The organism is Clostridium sp. AM33-3, assembly GCF_003480315.1.
Classification (GTDB): Bacteria; Bacillota; Clostridia; order Lachnospirales; family Lachnospiraceae; genus Brotaphodocola.
Genome location: NZ_QUIV01000025.1, coordinates 19,696 through 45,509, shown reverse-complemented (window position 1 = coordinate 45,509; position 25,814 = coordinate 19,696). Strand labels below are relative to the sequence as shown.

Below are 25,814 nucleotides of genomic sequence, written 5' to 3'. Positions count from 1 at the left end.
CTGCTTATTCTGTAGGGCCTGACCGAACCTTCGGACCTTATTGGTTATTCTCTAAATTGCAATTTTATATTTCCTTCCCCAGGAACATTGTAAAGTTTCCCGTCGCCAGCAGTTCTTCTTCCTCTCCGGTGATATCCACCCGGCATACGGCGGTGTGCCTTCCTTTATGAACAATGTTGGACTCCACATAGATCGTCCCGCTGTTTACGCCGCGCACAAAGTTAATTCCGGCGCATTGGGTGACGTTGGTGACTTCGCAGGCGTAGGTGGACATGCCGGCGGCAATGTCGCAGAGAGAGAAGAGGAAGCCGCCGTGGGCATTGCCGTACAGATTCAGGCATGCTTCCGTCAGTTCTATGGAAAGCCGGACATGTCCCGGCTCCACTTCTAATATATTCAGGTTTTCCTGCCCTCCGATGGGCTGGATATGCCGTCTGATCCCTTCCATGATTTCCGGTCTTGTAATCATAAGAAACCTCCATTTGTCAAAAATATACAACTTCACACGCTAGACTATAACACCCTCAAAATCCATTTACAAGTCAAAAATCGATTGATAGTTTTTTCCGATTAATTCGATACGTTCGCACGGATACAGCCGATTGGATATTTACGGACAGGCACGTTATAATAACATCATCAAGATTGTTAAAGAAATAGCAACAAAATAAAAATGAACAATCAAATGATCAACTCAAATAAGGAGGATATCACATGAGCAAGTTAACAAAGGAAGAGTTCCAGGCTTACTTAAAACAGATCCGCGAGCTGGCAGAAGGTCCGTTGGAAGAGATCCAGAAAGAAGTCGAGGTAACCAACAAATTCCCGCAGGAGTTCTACGATCTGGCGATCGAGAACAATTTATACCGTTGTTCCTTACCGGAAGAGTACGGCGGATGGGGCTTAAACGAGCTTGAAATCTTACAGGTACAGGAAGAGTTCTCCAGAGGACCGGGCGGAATGAGAATGCATCTTCACTATGCAATGGATTTAAACTGGAGAATCCTGGATGACTATGGCAGCCCGGAGCTGAAAGCAGAGTACATGTCCAAGTTCCAGAACAAGGAAGTATTCACCTGCTTCGCGCTGACTGAGGCAACCGGCGGCACCGGCGCTGACTTACATACCATGGCAGTGAAAGATGGCGACAGCTATGTATTAAACGGCGAGAAGACCTTGATCTCCCACACCGACTGCTGCGAGTTCGCATACGTTATCGCAGTAACCAATCCGGATTCTGATAAAGATGACAGACTTTCCGCATTCTTCGTACCGATGGATGCACCGGGATTCGAAGTGATCAACATGCCGCATATGATGGGCTGCCGCGGTGCAGGCCATGGCGATCTGAAATTCACCAACTGCCGCATAGACAAGAAATATCTGTTAGGCCGTGAGGGACAGGGACTTGAGATTGCAATGCACTCCTTATCCGTATCTCGTGCCCACATCGCAGCCAGCAACCTGGGTATGGCACAGAGAATGTTAGAACTGTCCCTGGCATACGCACATGACCGTGTAACCTTTGGCAAACCGATCGGAACCCGTCAGGCTATCCGTGTAAAGATCGCAGATATGTCCATGATGGTACACGCACTGCGCTGCATGGTTTACGATTTCGCAAAGGCTTATATGGAGAACCCGACCGGCGAGTACATTGAGGAGAAGGCTGCTATGTGTAAGCTCTTCAGTATTGATACCACCAGAAAAGTCAGCGATGAGATGCTTGAGATCTTCGGCGGCGTAGGCTACTTCGAGGACTGCAAGTACGGCCCGGTTGAGAGACTGTACCGCGACTGCCGCGCAATGTGGCTGGAAGAGGGCGCTCCGACCGTTCAGAGAATTACCATTTCCAGAAATACCATCAAACACGGTGCTCATATGGAGTACGTGCTGTAAATATTTTTTCCTAAACAGGGTCGTCAGGTTCCTACTTGGGCCTGGGGACCCTGTTCCCCCTAAATGACAGGCGCTGCTGTCTGCGCAGCGCGTAAACAGCAATGCAATGATCGGACTGCAGGACGGGTACCCCGGAATGCAGAGAGATGGAGGAATACTTTATGAGACCTTTGGAAGGAATCAAGGTCGTTGATTTAACGACTTATCTGGCCGCGCCGACTACGGTGCGTGTACTGGGAGAGTGGGGCGCTGACTGCGTGAAGATCGAATCCGCAAAAGGCGATCCGGCTAGAACCCAGGGGGCAGTGTTCAACATGCCTTATAACGATGATGAAAACCTGGCCTTCGATGTAGCCAATTTAAATAAGAAATTTATCACATTGAACTTAAAAGATCCGAAGGGTCTTGAAATTGCCTACCGCCTGTTAGCGGAGGCCGATGTGTTTGTAACGAATACAAGAACAAAGTCCTTAAAGAAACTGGGACTGGATTATGATACCTTAAATGAAAAATTCCCGAAACTGATCTTCGCACAGGTGCTGGGCTATGGCGAGTACGGACCGGAGAAGGATACCGCCGGATTTGACGTAACCTGCTACATGGCAAGGGGCGGCGTATTCGGAACCACCGTAAACCGCGGCGACGCGCCGATGATCCCGACCAACGGATTTGGTGATTTCCAGGTTTCCCTGGCTCTGGCTTCCGGTATCTGCGCTGCTTTATATGGAAGAGAAAAATCCGGCAAGGGCGATAAAGTAACCGTCAGCCTGCATCACGCAGCTGTCTATGCCCTCAGCACCGGCCTGATTTCCGCACAGTACGGCAACCAGTATCCGAAGAACCGTACGGAGGTCGTAAACCCGTTCAATGATGTATTCCGTACCAGCGATGGCAAATGGGTATGCATCTGCTGTCCGGAATATGACCGTGATTACGAGAAGATGTTCACCGTGCTGGACGCTCCGGAGATGTTAACGGAGGAAGCGAAAGAGAAGTACCGCCGCTGCGAGAGCATCAACGCAAACGGACTGAACCAGGAAGTAGTCGCAGCGTTAGACCGCGCGATCGCAAAGTTCACCAGAGAGGAACTGATGGAGCGCCTGAAAGCGAACGACATGCCGTGTGAGGCCTGCATGGAGCCGGTGGATATTTACAAGGATGAGCAGGCAGCAGCCAACCACATTCTTGCAAAGATCCCGTACCCGTCTGGCGAGCGCTTTATGCCGACCAACCCGATCCGCTTCGGCAGCATGGGCGAGCCGGAATATGTGATCGGCGGATCACAGGGCGCGCACACCGTAGAGCTGATGAAGCATGTGGGCTACAGCGACAAGGAAATCGAGGAAGCCATTGCTTCCGGAGCCGCAACCGGTGAGACAAAACTGAAAAAATTATAGGTTTAAAAATAAGAAAGGGGAAGGTGACACAGATATGAGCTTAATGTACACCGAGGAACAGAAAGCGCTGATTGCTCTTGTAAAAGAGATGGCAGAGAACGAGATCAAGCCTTATGTGAAAGATGCGGATGAAAAAGGCGAGTGTCCGAAAGAACTTTATAAATGGGGATTTGACATGGGACTTCATATGCTGGAGGTTCCGGCCGAGTACGGCGGAGCTGGTTTAAGCTATGAGACCACCGCAATGATCTTCGAGGAACTGGCCAAGGTGGATGCCGGTTATGCCATCACCTTTGTCACTTCTTTCGTAGCATTAAGAAACGTCATCCTGGCAGGTACCAAGGAGCAGGGCCAGTATTTCGCAGATAAAGTGGCTCCGGGCGCATTCGCAGGTTTCGCCCTGACCGAGCCGAACGCCGGTTCCGATCCGGCAGCGATGCGCGCGACCGCAGTAAAAGATGGCGATGAGTACATCTTAAACGGAACCAAGACCTTTATTACCAACGGCGCGGTAGCAAGCGTTTTCGTAGGTTTCTTCAAGACCAACCCGGCAGCAGGACACAAGGGAATTTCCGCTTTCATCATCGATGCGGACGCTCCTGGCGTAACCGTTGGCGCTCACGAGAACAAGATGGGCCTGCGCCTCTCCAACACCACCGACCTGATCTTTGAGAATGTCCGCGTAAAGGCATCCGCCATGGTAGGACCGGAAGGCAGCGGATTTAAGCTGGCTATGAACGCCCTGAACTTATCCCGCGCGTTCGTGGCAACCCTGGCAGTCGGCATCATGCAGCGCGCACTCGATGAGTCCGTGAAGTACGCAAAAGAGAGAAAACAGTTCAATACCCCGATCATCAAATTCCAGATGGTACAGCAGATGTTAGCCGATATGGCTATCAAGATCGAGGCATCCAGATGCCTGGTCAACAACACCATGAAGATGATGGATGCAGGTATCATGGTTCAGAAAGAGGGCTCCATCTGCAAGACCTTCGTTTCCGACTGCGCCCAGGAGGTTACCTCCAATGCAGTTCAGATCTTCGGCGGATATGGCTACAGTAAGGAGTATCCGGTTGAGAAGCTGATGCGCGATGTCAAAGTATTCCAGATCTTTGAGGGTGCAAACCAGGTACAGAGACTGACTATCGCCAACGTATTAAATAAAGAATACAAATAGGAAAAACCGACAGGAGGATTGAAGATGAATATCGTTGTTTGTATCAAACAGGTTCCGGATACCACAGAGATCAAGATCGATCCGGTTAAAAATACACTGATCCGTACCGGCGTGCCGAGCATCATGAATCCGTTCGACAAGAACGCTCTGGAGACCGGACTTTCCTTAAAAGACCAGTATGGCGGCAAAGTAACGGTTATTTCCATGGGACCGCCGCAGGCAAAAGCTGTTTTGAGAGAGGCACTGGCTATGGGCGCTGATGAGGCTTATCTGGTAACGGACCGCGCATTCGGCGGATCCGATACCTACGCTACCAGCTACATCTTATCCCAGGCAATCAAGAAACTGGGCGCTTACGATGTCATCCTGGGCGGCAAGCAGGCAATCGACGGAGATACCGGCCAGACCGCACCGAGTATCGCAGAGCATCTGGGCGCAACTCGTCTGACTTACGTTCTGAGCTTAAAGGTTGAGGGCGACAAAGTCATTGCAGAGCGCCAGGTAGAAGAGGGCGTGGAAGTCATCGAGACGAAGTTCCCGGTACTTTGCACCGCAACCAAAGAAAGCAACAAACCGCGTTACGCAACCGTAAAGGGCGTTATGAGATCCTTCAACACCGAGATCGGTCAGATCACCCTGGCAGATCTGCCGGACGCAGACACCACCAAGATGGGACTGAAGGGATCCCCGACCAAAGTAAAAGCAACATTCACTCCGAAGAGAACCGCAAACTGTGTGAACATCGAAGGCGTAAGCCCGGTGGAGATTGCGGACAACCTGATCGGAAAGCTGGTTGAGGCAAAAGTACTTTAATAAACAGAGGAGGTCGTCAAGATGAGTTTTGATACATGCAAGGACGTATGGGTATTTATCGAGAGCTTCCAGGGTCAGCCGAAGAGTGTCGGCCTGGAGCTGTTAGGACAGGGAAGAAAGCTGGCGGACGGACTGAAACAGAAGCTCTGCGCCATTGTTATCGGCAAGGATGTAGACGCAGCTGTAAAAGAATCCGCAGCGTACGGCGCCGACAAGATCTATGTGATCCAGGGCGACGAGTATGAGAACTATTCAGCTGACGCTTACGGAAACGTATTCTTAAAGCTCTGTGAGAAATATGATCCAAACACCATTTTAGTAGGCGCAACCGTAAACGGAAGAGACTTGGGATCCAAGATCGCAGTCAGCCTCCGCACCGGCCTGACTGCCGACTGTACCGCGCTGAGTGTCGATGAGGACACCGGAAATGTAGTATGGGAGCGTCCGGCATTCGGCGGAAACTTATACGCGCAGATTCTCTGCAGCGAGACCAGACCGCAGATGGGTACCTGCCGTCCGGGCGCGTTCAAGAAGCCGGAGCGCAACGAGAACAATCAGCCGGAGATCATCAAAGAGGATATTCATACCCCGGAGAGCGAGATCCGCACCAAAGTGCTTGATTTCATCAAGGCATGTGAGGACAACGATATGCGTCTCGATGAGGCAGATGTCATTGTATCCGGCGGCCGCGGCATGAAGAGTGCTGAGAACTTCGGTATCTTAAAAGAGTTGGCAGATGTGCTTGGAGGAACCGTAGGATGCTCCAGAGCAGCGGTTGACGCAGGCTGGATGCCGCAGAGTAAGCAGGTAGGACAGACCGGCTCCACCGTAACCCCGAAAATCTACTTTGCATGTGCCATTTCCGGTGCAGTGCAGCACGTAGCGGGCATGAGCGGATCCGGCACCATCGTAGCCATCAACAAAGATGAGACCGCGCCGATCTTTGAGGTTGCGGATTACGGAATCGTGGGCGATGTCTTTGAGATCGTTCCGGCGCTGGTAAAAGAACTGAAAGCAAAGCAGCAGGCGTAAGACCACAGGAAAACGGACCGGCCAAAGACTGGTCCGGGGCATGCATGACAGGTGAAACAACACGGGAAAGCGCGTTTTGTACGCGCTTTCTGCGTATAGAGAGAAATGCACCGGATGCGGGAGCGCTGCGGAAGGATAGAAGGAGGCAGGTTATGTTTGAGGAAAGGAAAATCAATCCGGAACTTCTGAAACAGTATCGAGAGCAGGGGTACTGGAAAAATGAGACGCTTCTGGACTGCTGGGAGCGGGCCGCAGCGCAGTACCCGGACCGGGAATATGTGGTGGATGACCGTGGTTACCGCTACACCTACCGGGAACTGGACGAAGCGGCAGGCCGGGTAGCCTCCTACCTGATGGAGCTTGGAATCCGCCCGGGCGAGGTGGTTTCCTACCAGTTCCCGATCTGGAGTGAGTTTGCCATGCTGACCATTGCCTGTTATAAGGTCGGAGCTGTGGCACACCCCATTGCCATGTCCTATGAGGAGAAGGAACTGGCAAGAAGCTTAAACGTAACCGAGTCCCGCTGTTATTTCGGTCCGACTTATTTTTACAAGACCGATTATGAGGAGCGGATTCTGGCTGTCCGCGATCAGACGCCGCTGTTAAAGGATATTGTGCTGATTGACAGCGTGAAACCGGCAAAAAGCAGTGTCCGTCTGCTTCGGGAAATTCTGGCTTCCTATGAGCCGCTTCCGAAGGAACAGTGCGTCCACACGAAAAACGGACAGGACATCGCGGTGATCCTCTGTACCTCAGGGACGACCGGCGGCACCAAGGGCGTGCTCTTAAGCCATGACAATGTGCGCTTTGCGGAGGAAGCCTTTAACCGGGAACTGGGTCTTACAAAGGAAGATATCATGTTCATGCCAGCGCCGCTGCATCACGCAACAGGGTTTCATCACGCCATCATCGCGCCGATGCTTTACGGGGGCAAGGTGGTGCTGCAGCAGAAGTACCAGTGCCGTGCGGCTATCGATCTGATGAATCGGGAGAAGGTAACCTATTCCATGGGAGCGACCCCGTTCATTTATGATATTTTGCGGGAGCTGGATGCCAACGGCGGCGGCCTTCCTACACTGAAATTTTATCTGTGCGGCGGTGCTCCGGTGCCGGGATATCTGGTACAGCGGGCCAACCGCTATGGAATTCTGCTGTGTGAGGTGTATGGCTCCACGGAGAGCGTTCCCCATGTGTTTGTGAGACCAGAGAAAGCGCTGGAGAAAAACGGAACAACTTCCGGGTGGGCTGTGGATGGAATGGAAGTCCGGGTTGTAGATGAGGATGGCCGGGATGTGCCTTTCGGAACCCCTGGTGAGGAATGGTCCCGGGGACCGGCGGTTTTTGCCGGATATTTAAAGGCCCGGGATATTACGGATGGTGTTCTGGATGACGATGGCTGGTTTCACAGCGGTGATCTCTGTGTTATGGACGCGGAGGGCAATATCCGCATTATCGGACGAAAAAAGGATATGATCGTCCGGGGCGGGGAAAACCTGAATACCAACGAGATCAACGATGCACTGGAGGGCTGTCCGGGTATGGGAGACCATACCATCATCGGAATGCCGGATGACCGTCTGGGAGAGCGGATATGTGCCTTTGCGGTGCCGCTGCCCGGGTATGAGGAACTGTCTCTCTGTCAGGTACTTTCCTATTTGAAAGAGAAGAAAGTGCCGAAGCGGTTCTGGCCAGAGCGCCTGGAGCTGATTGACCGGATTCCCCACACGGGAAGTGGAAAGGTGAAAAAATATCTGCTGCGGGAAGAACTGGAGCGCAGGAATAAACAGAACGCTGCAAGTTTGGAGCACCCAGAGCAGGAATGCAGGCATATGCAGGAATGTAAGCATATGCAGGAAGGAGAACGGATATGGAAGAGGTATTTGGAGCAAGACGGTGCCGCGACACCAGAAAGCCCCGTGCAGAGCAGTGTCCTGACGTAACGTTTTACCGTTGCAGTACCTGTGGAGCACTGTTCCCGGTAACGGGAGCCGAAAAGGCAGAAGGACTTGAGATTTTCTGCTGTGGAAAACCGGCGGAAAAACTGGAGCCGAGAAGAGCGGAAGAGGTGAAAGAGGTCATTGAGGCGGATTACCAGATTACCGGCGGCTACAATGACAACGCGGTGAAGGTTTCCTGGAAGCGGAAGCCTTATGGCAGCCACCCGGAATGGGTTTACTTAAAAACTTTCACCGGTGGCTATCTGAAATATATTTCAGATGGAAAACGTTCTCCGATTGTCTTTGCCCTGGCTGACACAGATGCGTTCTGTTATTGTGACGAAGACCCGTGTCTGGAGTGTGTGTTCCGCTGTAAACGGGGGTTTACAGCATATTTTTATGATGCGGAGGCAGGTCTTGTGGAGCTGCCGCTGGATAAGATGACTGCCCACTGGCAGTCAGGGGGAAAAGCACCGGAGTAGGCCTTTTCTTTACCATAAAACGTTAATTTAATAACGAAAAGAGGCGTGCGACTGAATTTTACAAAGGAGGGGTTTCGACATGATAGCAACAATCGGGTTTATCTTGGCAATCGGACTGCTGGTGTACATGATCATTCGGGGAATTGACATGATCACAGCCACCGTCGTGACTGCGGCGGTGATTCTGGTAACCAGCGGACTGAATGTATGGGATGGTTTTCTTACAACATATTCTGGCGGAATCGGAAGTTTTGTGACTTCCTGGTTCTTAATTCTCGGACTTGGCGGCGTGTTTGGCCAGCTGGTTCTGGAAGCCGGGCTTGCGACCCGGATCGCAAAGACACTGACGGAAAAGCTGGGAGCAAAGATGGTGGGAGCCGTCATCCTGATCTGCAGCTTCTTCATCACGCTGCTGGGAATCAACGGCTACATCATGGTGTTTGTGCTGTATCCGATCGCGGATAACTTATTAAAGCAGAACAAAATGGACCGGCGCGTGCTGCCGTTTCTGATCCTGGGCGGTGGAGCCTGTGCCAACGGCTTCGCTTTCTCCCTGGATGTCTGCAATGTGCTTCCAAGCAATTATCTGGACACATCACTGGGCTCTTCCCCGGTTCTGTCTTTCCTGTTTACAGCCATTGCGGCCATCAGCTATTTTGTATATTTCAATTATGCGCAGAAGCAGAGCAGAAAAAAACACAGCGTGGAAGAACTGCTGGCCATGTATCCGGAAAATGAGAAGGAAGAGGATGAGATGGAGCTGCCAGGATTTGGCATTTCTGTCCTTCCGTTCCTTGTGGTGCTGGGAGCGGTTGTTGTGACCTCCAGCTGGGGAACCTCCACCAGCATCCTGTTTTCTCTGGCAGTAGGAATTCTGCTGATCGTGCTGACTCAGTTGAAACGGATCAAAAATATCAAGGCATCCATTAAGAGCGGCAGTACCTCCGGTCTGAATTCCATGCTGACGGTAGGTGCGGTTATGGGGCTTTCCCGAGTGCTGGGTGCATCCCCGGTGTTCCAGAATCTGCAGGCAGTTGTGCTGAATCTGAATATGCCGATGTATCTGAAAGCATTTTTCGGAACCACGGTGCTGACCGGACTGACCGGCTCGGCCATTTCCGGTGAGACCATCTTTATGGAAAGCTTCGCCCAGGCCTTTGTGGATATGGGCATTAACGTACAGGCCCTGCACCGCATTGTGACGGAGGCGGCTCTGGTGTTAAACAAGCTTCCGAACTCTTCAGTAGCGATTCTGACCATGTCTATCTGCGGATGCAGATTTAAAGACAGCTACAAGCATGTACTTCTGGGAACCACGCTTCCGTGCTTTATTGCGGGACTTCTGGTGGCTGTGCTTGCAACCATGGGATTTGTATTCTAAAAAGTACATGAAACATTGACAGAAAAAAGACCGGTATGGCTGATCAGTCAGCTTCATATCGGTCTTATTCACAGCTCTGGAAAATTAAGATTCCGGAGGCAGGTTTAAGCAGTGCGCAACCATGAAGTTGGCAAAAGCCTCCACGGCGGCCGTGATAAAATTCTTTTTGCTGTAAACGAGATAGAGCATACGGGTATCTTTGGGAACATCCGTTAAATGGATCTTTTTCAGATTGTCAAACTGCTTTAAAAACGGAGTATCTGCCACGATGGCCGTCTTGGAAGAATGGTTGATGCGTCCGGCGATGGAAATCTCGTCATCGTAGGAGTAGACAGCTTCCATACCTTTTTCTTTCAGAATTTTGCGGATGGTTTTGCCAATGGGAATGGTATCGCGGTAGGTGGAAAGCATATAGCCTTTTAAGGCAGTCAGCTCGATGGAATCGTGAACAGCCAGCGGATGGTCATTCCGCACGATCACCACAAGTTCCTGATAGGTGATGGGAACAAAAACGAGGTCGTCTTTGTTTTCCACCATGGAGCATAAACCGATATCGTAGGTCCCGGCAGAGACTCCTTCTGCGACCGGAATGGATTTTTCATGGAAGATATTGAAGCTTACCTGCGGACATTTTTCGTGGTAAAGATCGAGGGCATTCGGGAGAAAATCTCCAAGAAGCGTCGGAATACAGCCAATGTCAATGGTGCCGGTGACAGAATCCGATTTTTCCCTTACGGCGGCAATGCCGTGTTCCAGGATCCCCAGTGCCTGGTTCACGTACTCATAGAATTCCTGACCGTATTTGGTAAGCTGGACTCCGCGGCCCTTTTTCTGGAATAAGGAAACGGAAAGTTCATGCTCCAGGGAAGCGATGGAATCGCTCAGGCTCGGCTGTGTGATATAAAGTGCTTTGGCTGCTTCGGTATAATGCTGAACTTCAGCCAGTTTTCGAAAGTAATAAAGCTGTTGTAAATTCATAACCCTTCTCCTTTGCTAGCATACATTCCATTATACAGGATGAACAGGGAAAATTCCAGAAGAACGCCTGAAAAATGTTAAAATAATATCAGAAACAGGGCGGCACGGGGTTTGACAATTTCAGAAAAACTGTCTAGAATAAAGGTGAGTGTCAGCGCATAGGAGACTGAAGCATGAGGGAAATCAAGAAGCATATATTTCTGGAGACAATTTCATATGAGAACCGCCATATGAGCCCCCGCAATCTTTATATCATCCGGGGCGAAGAGCGGAGCCTGATGGTCGATACATCGAACAATACTGAACGGGACTGGTCCATCTTAAAGGGTATGATCGATGCGCTGGGGATTGATTGCAGAAAGCTGGATATTTTTATTACCCATGAGCATCCGGATCATACAGGCCTGGTACCGAAGCTGCAGGAGCTTGGAGCCAGGGCATTTATGAATCCGGATGAGACAAGAAAGCGGGTAGATCTGCTGCACAGCTATCTGGCAGATGAGCGTGCCCGGATTGAAAATCTGCGGATCGTTGGGGTAACCAAAGAGGAAACACCGGAGGTATATGATACCTTCATGGAATATACGACAAAAGCTTACGCATCCGAGAAGAGTCCGCTGGAGCTTTCCTTTATTCCGATCCATCCGGGAGATATCCTTTCGTATGGCGGATACCATTTTGAGGTGAAGCTGTTAAAGGGACATACCTTCGGACAGTGTGGTCTGTACGAGCCGGAGAAGAAGCTTATGTTTGTGGGAGATCAGCTCATGACCACAATTGTCCCGATTGTAGGAACACAGGAGACAGATCTCGGTATGCTGAAATGCTATCTGGATTCTCTTGGAGATCTGAAGCATAATTACAAAGACTGTTATTTTCTGCCCTGTCATTATGGGGAGATCAAGAATGTTGAAAAAGAAGTAAACCGCATTATTCTGGGGTATCTGGAAAAATGCGAGATCATGAAGCATGTTCTGGAGGAAGCGGGAACGGCGCTGACCACGCGGGATATTGGTGTACGGACTTATGGACGGAGCCAGGGACCGCCGGATTACGCGCATTTTGCCTCCTGTACCTATATCTGGGCCAAGACCTTTTCCTGTATGGAATATATGATGGGGGAAGGCTTTGTCGAGAGATCTGAGCGGGACGGCATTATCTACTGGAAAGCGCCCTCCATACATTTTGAAAATAACCGGTAAATTCCGGCGCATTTCTGCGCTTTAAGGGACTGTCATACTGAGGAGCAAAGGTGAGGGAAATCTCTGCCTTTACCTGTCCGGGTCTTGCAGAAAGAATCAGCACACGGTCAGCGGTGCTGATGGCTTCTGCAAGGTCATGAGTGATCAGGATGGCGGTCTTTTTTGTTTCCCTGATGATCGTGGCAATGTCATCGCACACGGTGAGCCTGGTCTGGTAATCCAGAGCAGAGAAGGGCTCATCCAAAAGCAGCAGGTCCGGTTTTAAGATGAGTGTGCGGATCAGGGCAGCACGCTGTCGCATACCGCCGGAAAGTTCGGAGGGATGAGCGTCTGCGAATTCAGCCAGGCCGTAGTTTTTCAGCATTTCATCAAGTGTTTTCATGGCGGCCTTTGTTTTCCGGTGCCGGATCTCCAGACCAAGGGCAGCATTTTCACGGATCGTACGCCATTCAAACAGATGATCCCGCTGGAGCATGTAACCGATCCCTGCCTGAGCTTCCTTGAGCGGAGCGTCACCTATATAGACAGAACCTTCTTCCGGAGTCAAAAGGCCGGCGAGAAGGGAAAGCAGGGTTGACTTGCCGCAGCCGGACGGGCCGACAATGGCAAGAAATTCGCCCTTGTTTACGGTAAAAGAGATGCCGGAAAGCGCAGGGGTCGCACCCAGCGGAGAGTGATAAGCATAGCTGATGTCACAGACGCGTAAGAAAGGTTCCATGGCCGGTCCTCCCTGTTTTTATACCATATTTTATGAAGAAAAGAACGAAGAGTTCCGGAAAACCCTTGCATTTACGAAAAACAGGTGCTATAATAAAAACGATAACATGATAATCTGACAGTTTGAGAGTGGGCATATGTCCACTCTCAATTTTTTGTGACTGCTGTCAGGGCATGACGTGAAGTGAGGTGACAACCATGACAAGAAGAGAAGAATACGAGTCCCGTACAGAAGCATTTCTGCTTCCGGTTCTTGCGGAGCACAATTTCGAGCTCTGGGATGTGGAGTATGTAAAGGAAGCCGGTACCTGGTATCTGCGAGCCTACATTGATAAAGAGGGCGGTATCGCGGTGGATGACTGCGAGGTGATCAGCCGTATCTTAAGTGACTGGCTGGACCAGACGGATTTCATCGAAGACAGCTATATTCTGGAGGTGAGCTCTCCGGGACTTGGCCGTCCGCTGAAGAAAGAGCGTGATTTTGAACGCAGTCTTGGCGAAGAGGTGGAGATCCGCCTTTACAAGGCACTGAATAAGCAGAAGGAATTTACCGGAATCTTAAAAGCATACGATAAGGAAACGGTGACAATCGAAACGGCAGAGGGCGAACTGGTATTTAATCGTCCGGACATTGCGCTGATCCGGCTGGCGTTTGATTTTTAAATAGGATTTAGGAGGATAAAACCATGAATAAGGAATTAATCGAGGCATTAAACCTGCTGGAAAAGGAAAAAAATATCAGCAAGGCGACTCTGTTGGAAGCAATCGAAAATTCTCTGCTGACCGCCTGCAAGAACCATTTCGGCAAGGCAGATAATATCAAAGTCAACATCAACCCGGAAACCGGCGATTTCTCTGTATATGCAGAGAAAGAGGTTGTAGAGGAGGTAGAGGATCCGTTAACCCAGATCAGCTACGCGGAAGCAAGACTGAAAAACCCGAAGTTTTTCCTGGGCGATATCATTAACTGCCCGATCGAGTCCAAATCCTTTGGCCGTATCGCTACCCAGAACGCAAAGAACGTCATTCTGCAGAAAATCCGTGAGGAAGAGCGCAGCATGCAGTTCAACGAGTGGTATCAGAAAGAAAAGGATGTGGTAACCGGTATTGTTCAGCGCTACTTAGGCAAGAACGTCAGCATCAACCTTGGTAAGGTTGACGCTATCCTGAATGAGGCTGAGCAGGTAAAGGGCGAGGTGTTCAAGCCGACAGAGCGTATCAAAGTATATGTTCTGGAAGTAAAGGATACACCAAAGGGACCGCGCATCTCCGTATCCCGCACTCATCCGGACCTGGTAAAGCGTCTGTTTGAGGAAGAGGTTGCCGAGGTGAAGGACGGCATCGTTGAGATCAAGGCAATTGCCCGTGAGGCAGGCTCCAGAACCAAGATCGCTGTATGCTCCAACGACCCGAACGTAGATCCGGTGGGAGCATGTGTCGGAATGAATGGTGCCCGTGTCAACTCCATCGTTAATGAGTTGCGTGGTGAGAAGATTGATATCATCACCTGGGATGAGAACCCGGCCTTTATGATCGAGAATGCGTTAAGCCCGGCAAAGGTAATCTGTGTTGTGGCAGATGAAGAGAGCAAAGAGGCACAGGTGATTGTTCCGGATTACCAGCTTTCCCTGGCAATCGGTAAAGAGGGACAGAATGCAAGACTGGCAGCACGCCTGACCGGCTACAAGATCGATATCAAGAGTGAAACGCAGGCAAGAGAGCTTGGCCTGTTCGAGGAGATGGGCATTGATTATCAGGAAGAGGGCGTCTATGACAATCTCGACGCTGATTTTGAAGTGTCCGCTACCGATGATTATTCAGACAATAATACCGAGTTCTAGTTGCAAAGAGCAGAAAAATAGAGAGAACGTCTGGTTTACGCAACGCGTGAACAGCGGCAGATAGGAAGTGAACAGCAATTGGTGAATGCGAAGAAATTTCCGCAGAGACAGTGCATCGGCTGCGGTGAAATGAAAAACAAAAAAGAAATGATCCGTATACTGAAAACACCGGAAGGAGAATTCGTTGTGGATGCGACCGGACGCAAGAACGGACGCGGCGCATACATCTGCCCGTCCATGGACTGCTTCAAAAAGGCAGTGAAGGGCAAGGGACTGGAGCGTTCCTTTAAAATGGCGATCCCGAAAGAGGTGTACGAGACACTGGAAAAGGAGATGGAACAGCTTGGATAACAGACAGAAAATCCTGAACCTGATCGGACTGGCTACCAAGGCCGGAAAGACCGCAAGCGGGGAATTCTCTACAGAGAAAGCCGTAAAGAGCGGCAAAGCCCACCTGGTCATTGTATCAGAGGAGGCTTCCGACAACACGAAGAAGATGTTTACCAATATGTGTACTTACTATAAAGTTCCCATCCTGTTTTTAGGCGGCAAAGAGGAGCTTGGGCATTCCATGGGCAAGCAGATGCGCGCATCTCTGGCTGTTGTGGATGCAGGACTGGCAAAGGCAATCGTGAAACAAATGAATATAATCGGAGGTAGTGTGTATGAGAGTAAGTGAACTGGCAAAAGAGCTGGGGAAAACCAGTAAAGATGTATTAGATGTATTACAGAAAAATAATCAGGATGTGGCATCTCATTCCTCTAATGTGAATGAGGCACAGATCGGCATGGTAAAGAAAGCACTGAATGCAGGTGCTTCCGAGCAGCCGAAGGCAGATGGTGCGGCACCGAAGAAGAAGCTGGCAGCGGTATATCGTCCGCAGAATTCCCAGCAGAGACCGGCTCAGCCGAAGCCGGCAGCACGCCCGCAGGCGCAGAATACTTCTGCTCCGGCGCAGCAGGCAGCTGAGAACGTAGCACCGCAGCAGGTAAGACCGGCCCAGAATGGTGAGAACCGTCAGGGCAGTGTGGGCCGCGATAACAACCGCCAGGGCGGCTTTAACGGAAACCGCGAGGGTGGCTTTAACCGTGATAATAACCGTCAGGGCGGCTTCAACCGTGATAACAACCGTCAGGGTGGCTTTAACCGCGACAATAACCGCCAGGGCGGCGGCTTCAACCGTGATAACAACCGTCAGGGCGGTGGCTTTAACCGAGATAACAACCGCCAGGGCGGCTTTAACGGAAACCGCGAGGGTGGCTTTAACCGTGATAATAACCGTCAGGGCGGCTTTAACCGTGATAACAATCGTCAGGGTGGCGGCTTTAACCGTGATAATAACCGCCAGGGTAGCTTTAACGGAAACCGGGAAGGTGGCTTTAACCGTGATAACAACCGTCAGGGCGGCGGCTTTGGCGGAAACAGAGACAACCGTCAGGGCGGCTTTAACGGAAACCGCGAGGGTGGTTTTAACCGTGATAATAATCGTCAGGGCGGTGGCTTTGGCGGAAACCGCGATAATCGTCAGGGCGGCGGCTTTGGCGGAAACAGAGACAACCGTCAGGGCGGTTCCGGCAGACCGGGTCAGAAAGACGGAGGTTCCAAGAATTACGATACCCCGATCCAGACCAAGCCGACCAACAACCGTCAGCAGACCAACAATGCGCATAAGAAAGACAAATACGATAAGACCAGAATGATGGAAGACGGACCAAGAAACAAGAACGGAAAGGTTTCCAAGCATCCATTCATCATGCCGCAGAAGCCGGCTGAGGAGAAGGTGGAGGATACCGTAAAGGTAATCACCATTCCTGAGGTTCTGACCATTAAGGAGCTGGCAGACAAGATGAAGCTGCAGCCGTCCGCTATCGTTAAGAAGCTGTTTTTACAGGGCAAGATTGTAACCTTAAACTCTGAGATCGATTTCGATCAGGCAGAGGAGATCGCAATGGAGTATGAGGTACTCTGCGAGAAGGAAGAGAAGGTCGATGTCATTGCCGAGCTCTTAAAAGAGGATGAAGAGGATGAGAAGGACATGGTTTCCAGACCGCCGGTTGTCTGCGTTATGGGACACGTTGACCATGGTAAAACATCCCTGCTTGATGCCATCCGTCAGACCAATGTTACCTCACGCGAGGCAGGCGGTATTACCCAGCACATCGGTGCATATACCGTAGATGTGCGCGGCCAGCAGATTACCTTCCTGGATACCCCTGGACATGAGGCGTTTACCGCAATGCGTATGCGCGGTGCACAGTCCACAGATATCGCGATCCTGGTAGTCGCAGCAGATGATGGCGTTATGCCGCAGACGGTTGAGGCAATCAACCACGCAAAGGCAGCAGGGGTTGAGATCATCGTTGCCATCAACAAGATTGATAAGCCGTCCGCAAACGTAGACCGAGTAAAACAGGAGCTGGCTGAGTATGAGCTGATTCCGGAGGACTGGGGCGGAAATACCGTATTTGTGCCGGTATCCGCGCACACTAGGGAAGGTATCCCGGAGCTGCTTGAGATGATCCTTCTGACTGCAGAAGTGAAAGAGTTAAAGGCTAACCCGAACCGCCGTGCAAGAGGTCTTGTGATTGAGGCTGAGCTGGATAAGGGCAAAGGTCCGGTTGCCACCATTCTGGTACAGAAGGGTACTCTTCGTGTCGGTGATAACGTAACTGCAGGTCCGTGCTACGGTAAAGTCCGTGCCATGATGGACGATAAGGGCCGCAGAGTGAAAGAGGCTGGTCCGTCCATGCCGGTTGAGATCCTGGGCTTAAACGATGTTCCGGGCGCAGGTGACGTGCTGATGGCTACCGAGAACGAGAAAGAGGCAAGAAGCTACGCAGAGACCTTCATCTCTGAGAGCAAGAATAAATTACTGGAAGACACCAAGGCAAAGCTGTCTCTGGATGATCTGTTCAGTCAGATCAAGGCTGGTAATGTCAAAGAGCTTCCGATCATTGTAAAGGCAGATGTACAGGGTTCCGTAGAGGCAGTAAAACAGAGTCTTGTAAAACTGTCCAACGAGGAGGTTGTAGTCAAGGTGATCCATGGTGGTGTTGGTGCCATCAACGAATCCGATGTATCCCTGGCATCCGCTTCCAATGCGATCATCATCGGATTTAACGTACGTCCGGACGCTACTGCGAAGTCCATCGCAGACCGCGAGAAGGTTGACCTGCGTCTGTACCGCGTCATTTACCAGGCCATCGAGGATGTTGAGGCAGCCATGAAGGGTATGCTGGATCCGGTATTTGAGGAGCAGGTAATCGGTCATGCAGTTGTCCGTCAGACCTTCAAGGCATCCGGCGTTGGCACCATTGCGGGTGCTTACGTGATGGATGGTAAGTTCCAGAGAGGATGTTCCTGCCGCATCACCCGCGACGGTGAGCAGATCTTCGAAGGCGCGCTGGCTTCCTTAAAGCGTTTCAAGGACGATGTCAAGGAAGTTGCAACTGGCTACGAGTGCGGTCTTGTATTCGAGAAGTTCAACGATGTCAAGGAAGACGATATGGTGGAAGCATACATGATGGTAGAGGTACCGCGCTAGTTTTTTGCGGTGATGACCTGAAAATCCATGTGACTGCGCACAAAAGAGACAGTCACGGGTTCCCTGAACTTTGGAAAGGAAGCACTGAATTTTCGGTGCTTCCTTTAAGAGTATTTAGAGAGAGGAATGAAATAGAATGCGAAAAAACAGCATCAAAAATACAAGAATTAATATGGAAGTGCAGAGAGAGCTCAGCGAGATCATCCGCACCGAGATCAAGGACCCGCGGGTAAACGGCGCCATGACCTCCGTTGTGGCTGTTGAAGTTACGCCGGATCTTAAATACTGCAAGGCATACATCAGTGTGCTGGGCGACGAGGAGCGCGCGAAGGATGCGCTGACCGGCCTTAAGAGCGCCGTGGGCTACATCCGCAGAGAACTTGCGCACCGCGTCAATCTGCGCAATACCCCGGAGATCACATTTGTTCTGGATCAGTCCATAGAGTATGGTGTGAACATGTCCAGACTGATCGACGAGGTAACCAGAGATTTAAAAGACTGAGAAAGGAGTGACGGAGGATGCAGGAACGCAAACTGATGGAACTGGCAGAAGCAGCAGGTAACATTGCCATTGTGGGCCATGTGAGACCGGATGGGGACTGTGTAGGCTCCTGTCTGGCTGTGTGCAACTATATCACGGAGCAGTATCCGGAGAAAATGGTAGATGTTTATCTGGAGACGCCTTCGGCAAAATTTTCCTACTTAAAGCAGTTTGAGCGGATCTGCTCTGATCCGGATACCGGAAAGCAGTATGATCTGTGCATCTGTCTTGACAGCGGAGACCGCGAGCGCCTTGGAAAGAATGTGGTATATCTGAATACCGCAAAGACCAGCATCTGCATCGATCATCACATCACAAATCAGGGGTATGCTGCGGCGAATTTTGTGAAGGCCGATGCCAGCGCAACCTGTGAGGCACTTTATGATTTTCTGGATGAGGAAAAGATCAGCAGAGATGTGGCAGAGTGTATTTATACCGGTATTCTTCATGATACGAATGTCTTTAAGAACAGCAATACCACGCAGCGGACTATGCAGGTGGCCGGAGCCATGATGGCAAAGGGTATCAATTTTTCCCGCATCATTGACGAGAGCTTTTATCGAAAAACCTATGTCCAGAATCAGATCATGGGACGTGCTGTGCTGGAGAGTGTGCTGTTTCTGGAGGGAAAGTGTATTTTCAGCGTGGTACGAAAACAGGATATGGATTTTTACGGCGTAGAAGCCTCTGATCTGGACGGCATTGTGGATCAGCTCCGGATTACGGAGGGCGTGGAGGTGGCAATCTTCCTGTATGAGACCGAGAATCATGTATACAAGGTAAGCATGCGCTCCAACAACCTCGTCAATGTGAGCCAGGTAGCTGCGTATTTTGGCGGCGGCGGACACATCCGCGCAGCCGGATGTACGATGAGCGGAAGCGTCCACGATGTCATTAACAACCTTTCCGCACTGATCGAAAAGCAGATAAAGGAGAATGAAGCCTAGTGGACGGAATCATCAATGTATATAAGGAAAAAGGCTTTACCTCCCACGATGTGGTAGCGAAGCTGCGTGGTATCCTGCGCATGAAAAAAATCGGCCACACCGGAACCCTGGATCCGGCAGCGGAGGGTGTACTTCCGGTCTGCCTGGGAAAGGGAACCAGACTCTGTGACATGCTGACCGACAAGACAAAGACTTACCGGGCCGTGCTGCTGCTTGGAAAGGAAACTGATACCCAGGACACTACAGGCGCGGTGCAGGCCGAGTATCCGGTGCATGTGACAGAAGAGGAGGTACGGGAAGCTATCTTAAGCTTTCTTGGTGACTATATGCAGATTCCGCCGATGTACTCCGCACTGAAAGTGAATGGCAAGAAGCTTTATGAACTGGCACGCCAGGGCAAGGAGGTGGAGCGAGAGGCTCGTCCGGTGCAGATCCTGGATATTCAGATTGAGAGTATCGAGCTGCCGCGAGTTACCTTTTCCGTGAGCTGTTCCAAGGGAACCTATATCCGTACCCTGTGTTATGATATCGGACGAAGGCTTGGATGCGGAGGCTGCATGGAATCTCTTTTGCGGACCCGCGTGGACTGCTTCGTTCTGGAAGACAGCCTGACCTTATCCCAGATCGAAAAGCTCCGGGATGCCGGCAGAGTGGAGGAGCATGTGGTTCCGGTGGAAGGTGTATTTCTGGGACTTCCGGCCCTTGCCACAAAACCGGGAGACGGGGACAAACTGGTACATAACGGAAATCCGTTCCCGGCGGAGCTTGCAGAGCCGGAAGAGACTGCAAAAGGAGCAGATTCGTCTGCGAAACCGGAAGGCAGGTCAGAAACCGAATGTAATCTGGCTGTATCTCTGGCAGATCGTTTTGATGGTGTCCGTGTCTACGACAGTGAACATCAGTTTATCGGTATTTACCGTTACAACGAAGAAAAACGGCGTTATCAGCCGCAGAAAATATTTCTTGGGGGAAACTAGCTATGAAGGTGATTACCGGGACCAGAGAGTTTTGCATAGAAGAACCAACTGTGGTAACCATTGGGAAATTTGACGGACGGCATCAGGGGCATCAGAAGCTGTTAAAAAAGATGCTGCAGCAGAAGGAAAACCACGGATGGAAGACAGCAGTCTTTACCTTTGATATGGCACCCATGGGAGTTGTGTCGGGAAAGCGGGCAACGGTTATTACCACCAATGAGGAACGCCGCAACAACATGAGGACCATGGGTATGGACTATCTGGTAGAGTATCCATTCAATCGGGAAGTGGCTGCCATGTCACCGGAAGATTTTGTCACCGAGGTGCTGGTAAAGCAGATGCATGCGAAGGCCGTGGTGGTCGGACCGGACTGCAGCTTTGGGTATAAGGGAGCCGGAAACGCGCAGCTTCTGCGCAAGCTCGGACCGGAATACGGTTTTGAGACGATCGTCATCGAGAAAAAGCAGGACGACCATCGGGATATCAGCAGCACCTATGTCCGGGAGGAACTGGACCGGGGCAATATCGAGAAGGCGAATGAGCTTCTGGGCGAACCTTATGCCATTCACGGAAAGGTCGTGCATGGAAACCACATTGGCGGCGCCGTTCTGGGCTTTCCAACTGCAAATATCCTTCCGCCGCCGGAGAAACACCTGCCGCCCTTTGGTGTCTATGTTTCCCGCGTATTGATTGATGGAATGTTTTACGGCGGAGTCAGTAACATCGGAAGAAAACCGACTATTCAGGGCGAAAATCCGATCGGGGTGGAAACCTATGTCATGGGACTGGAAGAAGATCTTTACGGAAAAGACATCCAGGTGCAGCTCCTGAACTTCGAGCGCCCGGAACAGAAATTCGATTCCCTGGATGCGCTCAAGGAGCGGATCGGGAAAGACAAGCAATATGCCGCGGAATACATGGAAGCACATCCGGAGCTGTTCGCGGAAAAATAAAAAACAGAAAAAGCTGGGAAGCATTCGATTTCCCAGCTATTTTTCGTATGATAGGAAATTGCGTCCTATCATACAAAAATGCTCCGCGAGGATGCGCACTCGGCGCAAAGGCAGATGGTTGCCGAAGCAACCGCGCCTCGGCGCGAGAATGTGCCAAGGCACATTCTTTTATCTGTAAATTAATGATATAACCGGTTATTTTCGTAGATCGGCTCGGAAGTCAGGTTCAGGCCCAGCTTCTTGAACGTGTTGGTATCAACAGAAGAGAGCATGACGGAGGTGTGAAGCTCGCATCCTCTTAACTTCGGAAGCTGCTCTAAGGCAAGCTTTGCGTTCGGGTCGGTGGCTGCGCACATGGAGAGGGCGATCAGAACCTCATCGGTGTGAAGGCGCGGGTTTTTGCTTCCCAGATATCCGGTCTTTAATCCCTGGATCGGCTCAATGAAAGTCGGGGAGATTAAGTGGATGTCATCGGAGATGCCGCCCAGCTCCTTGACTGCGTTTAACAGGACTGCTGCGGAAGCGCCAAGCAGGGCAGTGGTTTTTCCGGTGACGATCTTTCCATCCGGAAGCTCCATGGCTGCGGTCGGTGCGTTGGTCTCTTTGGCGAGGTTCACAGCAACCGGAACCACACTTCTCATGTCGGTGGTGATCTTGGCCTGCTTCATGAGCAGCTCGATCTTGTATACCTCATCCTTGCTGCCTTTATCTTTGGCTACACGGTTCAATGCCTGATAGTAGCGGCGGATGATCTCCTGGCGGGATGCCTCCTGGCATGCTTCATCGTCGATGATACAGTTTCCGGCCATGTTCACGCCCATGTCAGTCGGGGATTTGTACGGGCAGTAGCCGTAGATGCCTTCAAACATGGCAGCCAGTACCGGGTAGATCTCAACGTCACGGTTGTAGTTGACGGTGGTCACGCCGTATGCCTCTAAGTGGAATGGGTCGATCATGTTGACATCGTTTAAATCTGCGGTAGCAGCCTCATATGCCAGATTGACCGGATGCTTAAGCGGAATGTTCCAGATCGGGAAGGTCTCAAATTTTGCGTAGCCGGCCTTGATGCCGCGCTTATTCTCATGGTAGAGCTGGGAGAGACAGGTTGCCATCTTTCCGCTGCCCGGTCCTGGTGCCGTGATGATGACAAGCGGCTTGGTGGTCTCGATGTAATCGTTCTTTCCGTAGCCGTCATCGCTTACAATGTGGGCAATGTTGTTCGGGTAGCCATCGATCGGATAATGACGGTATACTTTGATTCCGAGATGTTCAAGCTTTGTTTTAAAGACATCTGCGGATGTCTGGCCGGTGTAGCGGGTGATGACCACGCTGCCCACATAGAGACCCTTATCACGGTATTCCTGGATGAGACGCAGTACGTCCGCATCGTAGGTGATGCCAAGATCGTGGCGGATCTTGTTTTTCTCAATGTCTGCCGCATTGATGGCAATGACGATCTCAGCCTGGTCTGCCAGCTGCAGAAGCATGTTCAGCTTGCTGTCCGGCGCAAAGCCTGGCAGGACACGGGAAGCGTGATAATCGTCGAACAGCTTTCCGCCGAACTCCAGGTACAACTTGTCTCCGAACTGGCTGATCCGCTCGCGGATGTGTTCAGACTGCATTTTTAAGTACTTTTGATTGTCAAATCCAATTTTCATAGTTGTTAATACCCCTTTCCATGCAGGCTCGTGACTTCCTCACGAGCCTGCCTCGCCGTTCGCCATAACCATGCTTGCATGGTTATGGCTCTCTTTCGCTCGTTGTATTGTACCATAGAAAAGAGAGTTTTGCACCCGGATTTGTCAAAAAAATGTAATATGTGGTATACTCTAGTTATCGTGTATGACCGGAATTTTCCGGACAGATAATTTCATAATAAAAAACAGAAGAGGAACGTGAACTATGAAGGGAAAACGAAGATGGCTTCTGGCCGGTCTGCTGCTGACTGTTCTTGCGATCACCGGCTGTGGTTTTCTCCGCAATGCGGAAAAAATCGCAACGACGCCGGAACCGGTCGTGGTAGGCTCTGACGCAGAAGAAGCCTCAGAGGCCGAAAAAGCAGAGCAGAAAGCGGAAGCAGAAGAGCAGAAACTGATTTCAGAAATCCGGATTTCCAACATACCGGAACGTGAGGAAACCCGGGCAAAGGGTATTTATATTTCCGCCTATGTGGCAGGAACTCCGGCCCTGGTGGACAATCTGATCAACGAGTTTGACCGGACCGAGGCGAATGCCCTTGTCATTGATTTTAAGGATGATTTTGGGCGAGTGGTATGTGAGACGGAGTCACCTCTTGTGAAGCAGCTTGGCTCCACAAAGGTTTATATTGAGGATATTGCTGGGCTGATGCAGAAATTAAAGGATCATCATATCTATGCCATTGCGAGGATTCCGGCTTTTCGTGATGCGTGGCTTGCTGAGGCGCAGCCGGACTGGTGTGTGAAGAAAGCGGATGGCACGGTGTTTCAGGACAGGGATAACCACGCCTGGGTGAATCCTTATAAAGAGGAAGCCTGGGAGTATCTGGCAGAGATCGCCCTGGAAGCGCAGAAGCTTGGATTCGATGAGATCCAGTTTGATTATGTGCGCTTTTGTACAGAAAAGGGAATGCAGGATGCGGTATTTTCGGAGGAGGATACCAAGGGCCGCAGCCGGACCGAGGCGATCCTCGACTTTATGGAATATGAGTATGAGAAACTGAGCGCAGCCGGACTCTTTGTATCCGCGGATGTGTTTGGCGCTATCATCAACAGTGATGTGAATGCGGATTCCGTGGGACAGATTTACGGAGAGATGGCAAAGCATCTGGATTACATCAGTCCCATGATCTACCCGTCCCATTATTCGGACGGAAATTATGGGATTGACCACCCGGATATGCGTCCGTATGATACCATCTGCGCAGCGCTGACAGAATCACGCAAGGAGCTTTATTTCGCAGGACTCGACGGAAGTCATGTGGCGGCAGTGCGTCCGTGGCTGCAGGATTTTACAGCCAGCTGGCTGAAGAATCATATCCCCTATGGAGGAGACCAGGTGCGTGAACAGATCCGGGCGGTGTATGACTGTGGTTATGATGAGTGGCTTTTGTGGGATGCGGCCTGTACCTACGACTGGGAGGGCCTTCTGACACCGGAGGCAGCAAGCGAAGAGGATGAACGGATCGCGGCTTCTCGTGCACAGCTCCCGGAAACGACCTATGCACCGGAGGAAACGGGACACGATGCCCTGACCGTAACGGGCGGAGAAGATCTGGCAGGAAAAAGCTTTCCGGCTGCCCGGGCACTTTCCGAAGCAATGGAGACGGCAGAAGAGCCGGGAACTCCGCCGGAGACCGGAACCACGCTGCCGCCTACGGTTTAAGGCTGAGAAAAAAGCAAAAGAGACAAGAATAGAAAGAAACCAGAACAGAAAGAGACAGGAAACGGACATGACAGAACGAATCGTAAGACCGGGGGAATTTTACCGGCATTTTAAAAATAAACTCTACCAGATCGTGGCGGTGGCCAGACACTCGGAAACCGGCGAAAGTATGGTGGTTTACCAGGCACTATACGGGGACTACGGAGTGTATGTGAGGCCATACGATATGTTTACCAGTGAGGTGGATCATGAAAAATACCCGGAGGTGACCCAGCAGTGGAGATTTGAGCGGGTAGAGCCGGAGCAAAACGCAGCAGGAATGGCAGCAGGATGCGGACAGGCCGCAGCGGGAAACGGACAGGATTCCCGCCGGTATTACGCGGACCGTACCCCGGACCCGGCATTTCTGCAGTTTTTAGACACCGAGGATTTTGATCTGCGCATGGAATGTCTGAAAGCTCTGGAGGAGCGCGTCACCCAGCAGGAACTGGACAGTATCTATCTGGTACTGGATATGAAGCCGGAGCAGGGCTCTTTACAGGAACAGCTTTACGCGGTGCGCCGTTTCCTCACCATGCAGAAGCGCTATGACGGCAGCCGCCTTCGCTGATTTTATTTCAGCGGAAAAAGAA

The 25,814-nt window shown here is 51.1% G+C and carries 24 protein-coding genes; 20 read left to right on the top strand and 4 right to left on the bottom strand.

Going from position 1 to position 25,814, the window contains the following annotated elements; translation table 11 throughout:
- Window positions 1-64 precede the first annotated feature (64 nt).
- Complete coding sequence (locus DW819_RS12960; protein WP_118586754.1) at window positions 65-469, bottom strand: PaaI family thioesterase; 405 nt, start codon at window positions 467-469, stop codon at window positions 65-67.
- Between the two features lie 245 nt (window positions 470-714).
- On the opposite strand from DW819_RS12960, the gene DW819_RS12955 reads away from it, so the two are divergent.
- The 8 genes from DW819_RS12955 to DW819_RS12920 all read left to right on the top strand — a co-directional run bounded on the left by DW819_RS12955 (window position 715) and on the right by DW819_RS12920 (window position 10,118).
- Window positions 715-1,899, top strand: a complete 1,185-nt coding sequence (locus DW819_RS12955; RefSeq protein ID WP_118586757.1) for an acyl-CoA dehydrogenase family protein — start codon at window positions 715-717, stop codon at window positions 1,897-1,899.
- Between the two features lie 161 nt (window positions 1,900-2,060).
- Window positions 2,061-3,296 (top strand): CoA transferase, encoded by a 1,236-nt coding sequence (locus DW819_RS12950; protein WP_118733604.1) that lies wholly within the window; start codon window positions 2,061-2,063, stop codon window positions 3,294-3,296.
- A 34-nt stretch (window positions 3,297-3,330) separates the two neighbouring features.
- Window positions 3,331-4,473 carry an acyl-CoA dehydrogenase family protein gene (locus tag DW819_RS12945; protein ID WP_118586763.1) on the top strand — a complete coding sequence of 381 codons (1,143 nt, stop codon included), beginning with the start codon at window positions 3,331-3,333 and terminating at the stop codon, window positions 4,471-4,473.
- A 24-nt stretch (window positions 4,474-4,497) separates the two neighbouring features.
- Window positions 4,498-5,286: an electron transfer flavoprotein subunit beta/FixA family protein gene (locus DW819_RS12940; protein ID WP_118542899.1), complete on the top strand. Its 789-nt coding sequence runs from the start codon at window positions 4,498-4,500 to the stop codon at window positions 5,284-5,286.
- Window positions 5,287-5,307: 21 nt separating this feature from the next.
- Window positions 5,308-6,318 (top strand): electron transfer flavoprotein subunit alpha/FixB family protein, encoded by a 1,011-nt coding sequence (locus DW819_RS12935; RefSeq protein WP_118733603.1) that lies wholly within the window; start codon window positions 5,308-5,310, stop codon window positions 6,316-6,318.
- Between the two features lie 152 nt (window positions 6,319-6,470).
- Window positions 6,471-8,258: a medium-chain fatty-acid--CoA ligase gene (gene fadK / locus DW819_RS12930; RefSeq protein WP_118733602.1), complete on the top strand. Its 1,788-nt coding sequence runs from the start codon at window positions 6,471-6,473 to the stop codon at window positions 8,256-8,258.
- Window positions 8,186-8,737 carry a hypothetical protein gene (locus DW819_RS12925; RefSeq protein WP_118733601.1) on the top strand — a complete coding sequence of 184 codons (552 nt, stop codon included), beginning with the start codon at window positions 8,186-8,188 and terminating at the stop codon, window positions 8,735-8,737. Before fadK ends, DW819_RS12925 begins: the two co-directional genes overlap by 73 nt.
- 79 nt (window positions 8,738-8,816) lie before the next feature.
- Window positions 8,817-10,118 carry an SLC13 family permease gene (locus DW819_RS12920; protein WP_118733600.1) on the top strand — a complete coding sequence of 434 codons (1,302 nt, stop codon included), beginning with the start codon at window positions 8,817-8,819 and terminating at the stop codon, window positions 10,116-10,118.
- A gap of 84 nt (window positions 10,119-10,202) precedes the next feature.
- On the opposite strand, the gene DW819_RS12915 is transcribed toward DW819_RS12920, so the two are convergent.
- Entirely contained in the window at window positions 10,203-11,096 is an 894-nt protein-coding gene (locus DW819_RS12915; protein ID WP_118733599.1) for a LysR family transcriptional regulator, read from the bottom strand.
- Between the two features lie 173 nt (window positions 11,097-11,269).
- Between DW819_RS12915 and DW819_RS12910 the strand changes: the two genes are divergently transcribed.
- Window positions 11,270-12,298 (top strand): MBL fold metallo-hydrolase, encoded by a 1,029-nt coding sequence (locus DW819_RS12910; RefSeq protein ID WP_118733598.1) that lies wholly within the window; start codon window positions 11,270-11,272, stop codon window positions 12,296-12,298.
- Here DW819_RS12910 and DW819_RS12905 read toward each other — a convergent pair.
- Window positions 12,252-13,016 carry an ATP-binding cassette domain-containing protein gene (locus DW819_RS12905; RefSeq protein WP_118733597.1) on the bottom strand — a complete coding sequence of 255 codons (765 nt, stop codon included), beginning with the start codon at window positions 13,014-13,016 and terminating at the stop codon, window positions 12,252-12,254. The two genes, DW819_RS12910 and DW819_RS12905, sit on opposite strands and share 47 nt — an antisense overlap.
- 197 nt (window positions 13,017-13,213) lie before the next feature.
- Between DW819_RS12905 and rimP the strand changes: the two genes are divergently transcribed.
- The 9 genes from rimP (at window position 13,214) to DW819_RS12860 (ending at window position 21,819) form a co-directional block, all read left to right on the top strand.
- Window positions 13,214-13,678: a ribosome maturation factor RimP gene (gene rimP, locus DW819_RS12900; RefSeq protein WP_118733596.1), complete on the top strand. Its 465-nt coding sequence runs from the start codon at window positions 13,214-13,216 to the stop codon at window positions 13,676-13,678.
- A 23-nt stretch (window positions 13,679-13,701) separates the two neighbouring features.
- Window positions 13,702-14,856, top strand: coding sequence for a transcription termination factor NusA (gene nusA / locus DW819_RS12895; protein WP_118733595.1), 1,155 nt, complete (start codon window positions 13,702-13,704; stop codon window positions 14,854-14,856).
- Window positions 14,857-14,937: 81 nt separating this feature from the next.
- The gene (locus DW819_RS12890; RefSeq protein ID WP_118531989.1) at window positions 14,938-15,207 is read left to right on the top strand and encodes a YlxR family protein; all 270 of its coding nucleotides are present in this window, start codon (window positions 14,938-14,940) and stop codon (window positions 15,205-15,207) included.
- Complete coding sequence (locus DW819_RS12885) at window positions 15,200-15,535, top strand: ribosomal L7Ae/L30e/S12e/Gadd45 family protein (RefSeq protein WP_118733594.1); 336 nt, start codon at window positions 15,200-15,202, stop codon at window positions 15,533-15,535. The genes DW819_RS12890 and DW819_RS12885 overlap by 8 nt, the downstream gene beginning before the upstream one ends.
- Complete coding sequence (gene infB / locus DW819_RS12880) at window positions 15,522-18,401, top strand: translation initiation factor IF-2 (RefSeq protein ID WP_118733593.1); 2,880 nt, start codon at window positions 15,522-15,524, stop codon at window positions 18,399-18,401. The genes DW819_RS12885 and infB overlap by 14 nt, the downstream gene beginning before the upstream one ends.
- 136 nt (window positions 18,402-18,537) lie before the next feature.
- The gene (rbfA, locus tag DW819_RS12875; RefSeq protein ID WP_118733592.1) at window positions 18,538-18,903 is read left to right on the top strand and encodes a 30S ribosome-binding factor RbfA; all 366 of its coding nucleotides are present in this window, start codon (window positions 18,538-18,540) and stop codon (window positions 18,901-18,903) included.
- Window positions 18,904-18,920: 17 nt separating this feature from the next.
- Window positions 18,921-19,889 carry a bifunctional oligoribonuclease/PAP phosphatase NrnA gene (locus tag DW819_RS12870; protein WP_243025850.1) on the top strand — a complete coding sequence of 323 codons (969 nt, stop codon included), beginning with the start codon at window positions 18,921-18,923 and terminating at the stop codon, window positions 19,887-19,889.
- Complete coding sequence (gene truB / locus DW819_RS12865; protein ID WP_118733591.1) at window positions 19,889-20,866, top strand: tRNA pseudouridine(55) synthase TruB; 978 nt, start codon at window positions 19,889-19,891, stop codon at window positions 20,864-20,866. Before DW819_RS12870 ends, truB begins: the two co-directional genes overlap by 1 nt.
- Window positions 20,867-20,868: 2 nt before the next feature.
- Window positions 20,869-21,819, top strand: coding sequence for a bifunctional riboflavin kinase/FAD synthetase (locus DW819_RS12860; protein WP_118733590.1), 951 nt, complete (start codon window positions 20,869-20,871; stop codon window positions 21,817-21,819).
- 179 nt (window positions 21,820-21,998) lie between these two features.
- Here DW819_RS12860 and DW819_RS12855 read toward each other — a convergent pair whose 3' ends face one another.
- Complete coding sequence (locus DW819_RS12855) at window positions 21,999-23,477, bottom strand: DUF1846 domain-containing protein (RefSeq protein ID WP_118733589.1); 1,479 nt, start codon at window positions 23,475-23,477, stop codon at window positions 21,999-22,001.
- A gap of 244 nt (window positions 23,478-23,721) precedes the next feature.
- On the opposite strand from DW819_RS12855, the gene DW819_RS12850 reads away from it, so the two are divergent.
- Both DW819_RS12850 and DW819_RS12845 read left to right on the top strand, forming a co-directional pair.
- On the top strand, window positions 23,722-25,182 hold the full coding sequence (locus DW819_RS12850; protein WP_118733588.1) for a putative glycoside hydrolase: 1,461 nt from the start codon (window positions 23,722-23,724) through the stop codon (window positions 25,180-25,182).
- A 67-nt stretch (window positions 25,183-25,249) separates the two neighbouring features.
- Entirely contained in the window at window positions 25,250-25,792 is a 543-nt protein-coding gene (locus DW819_RS12845; RefSeq protein ID WP_118733587.1) for a DUF1653 domain-containing protein, read from the top strand.
- Window positions 25,793-25,814 lie beyond the last annotated feature (22 nt).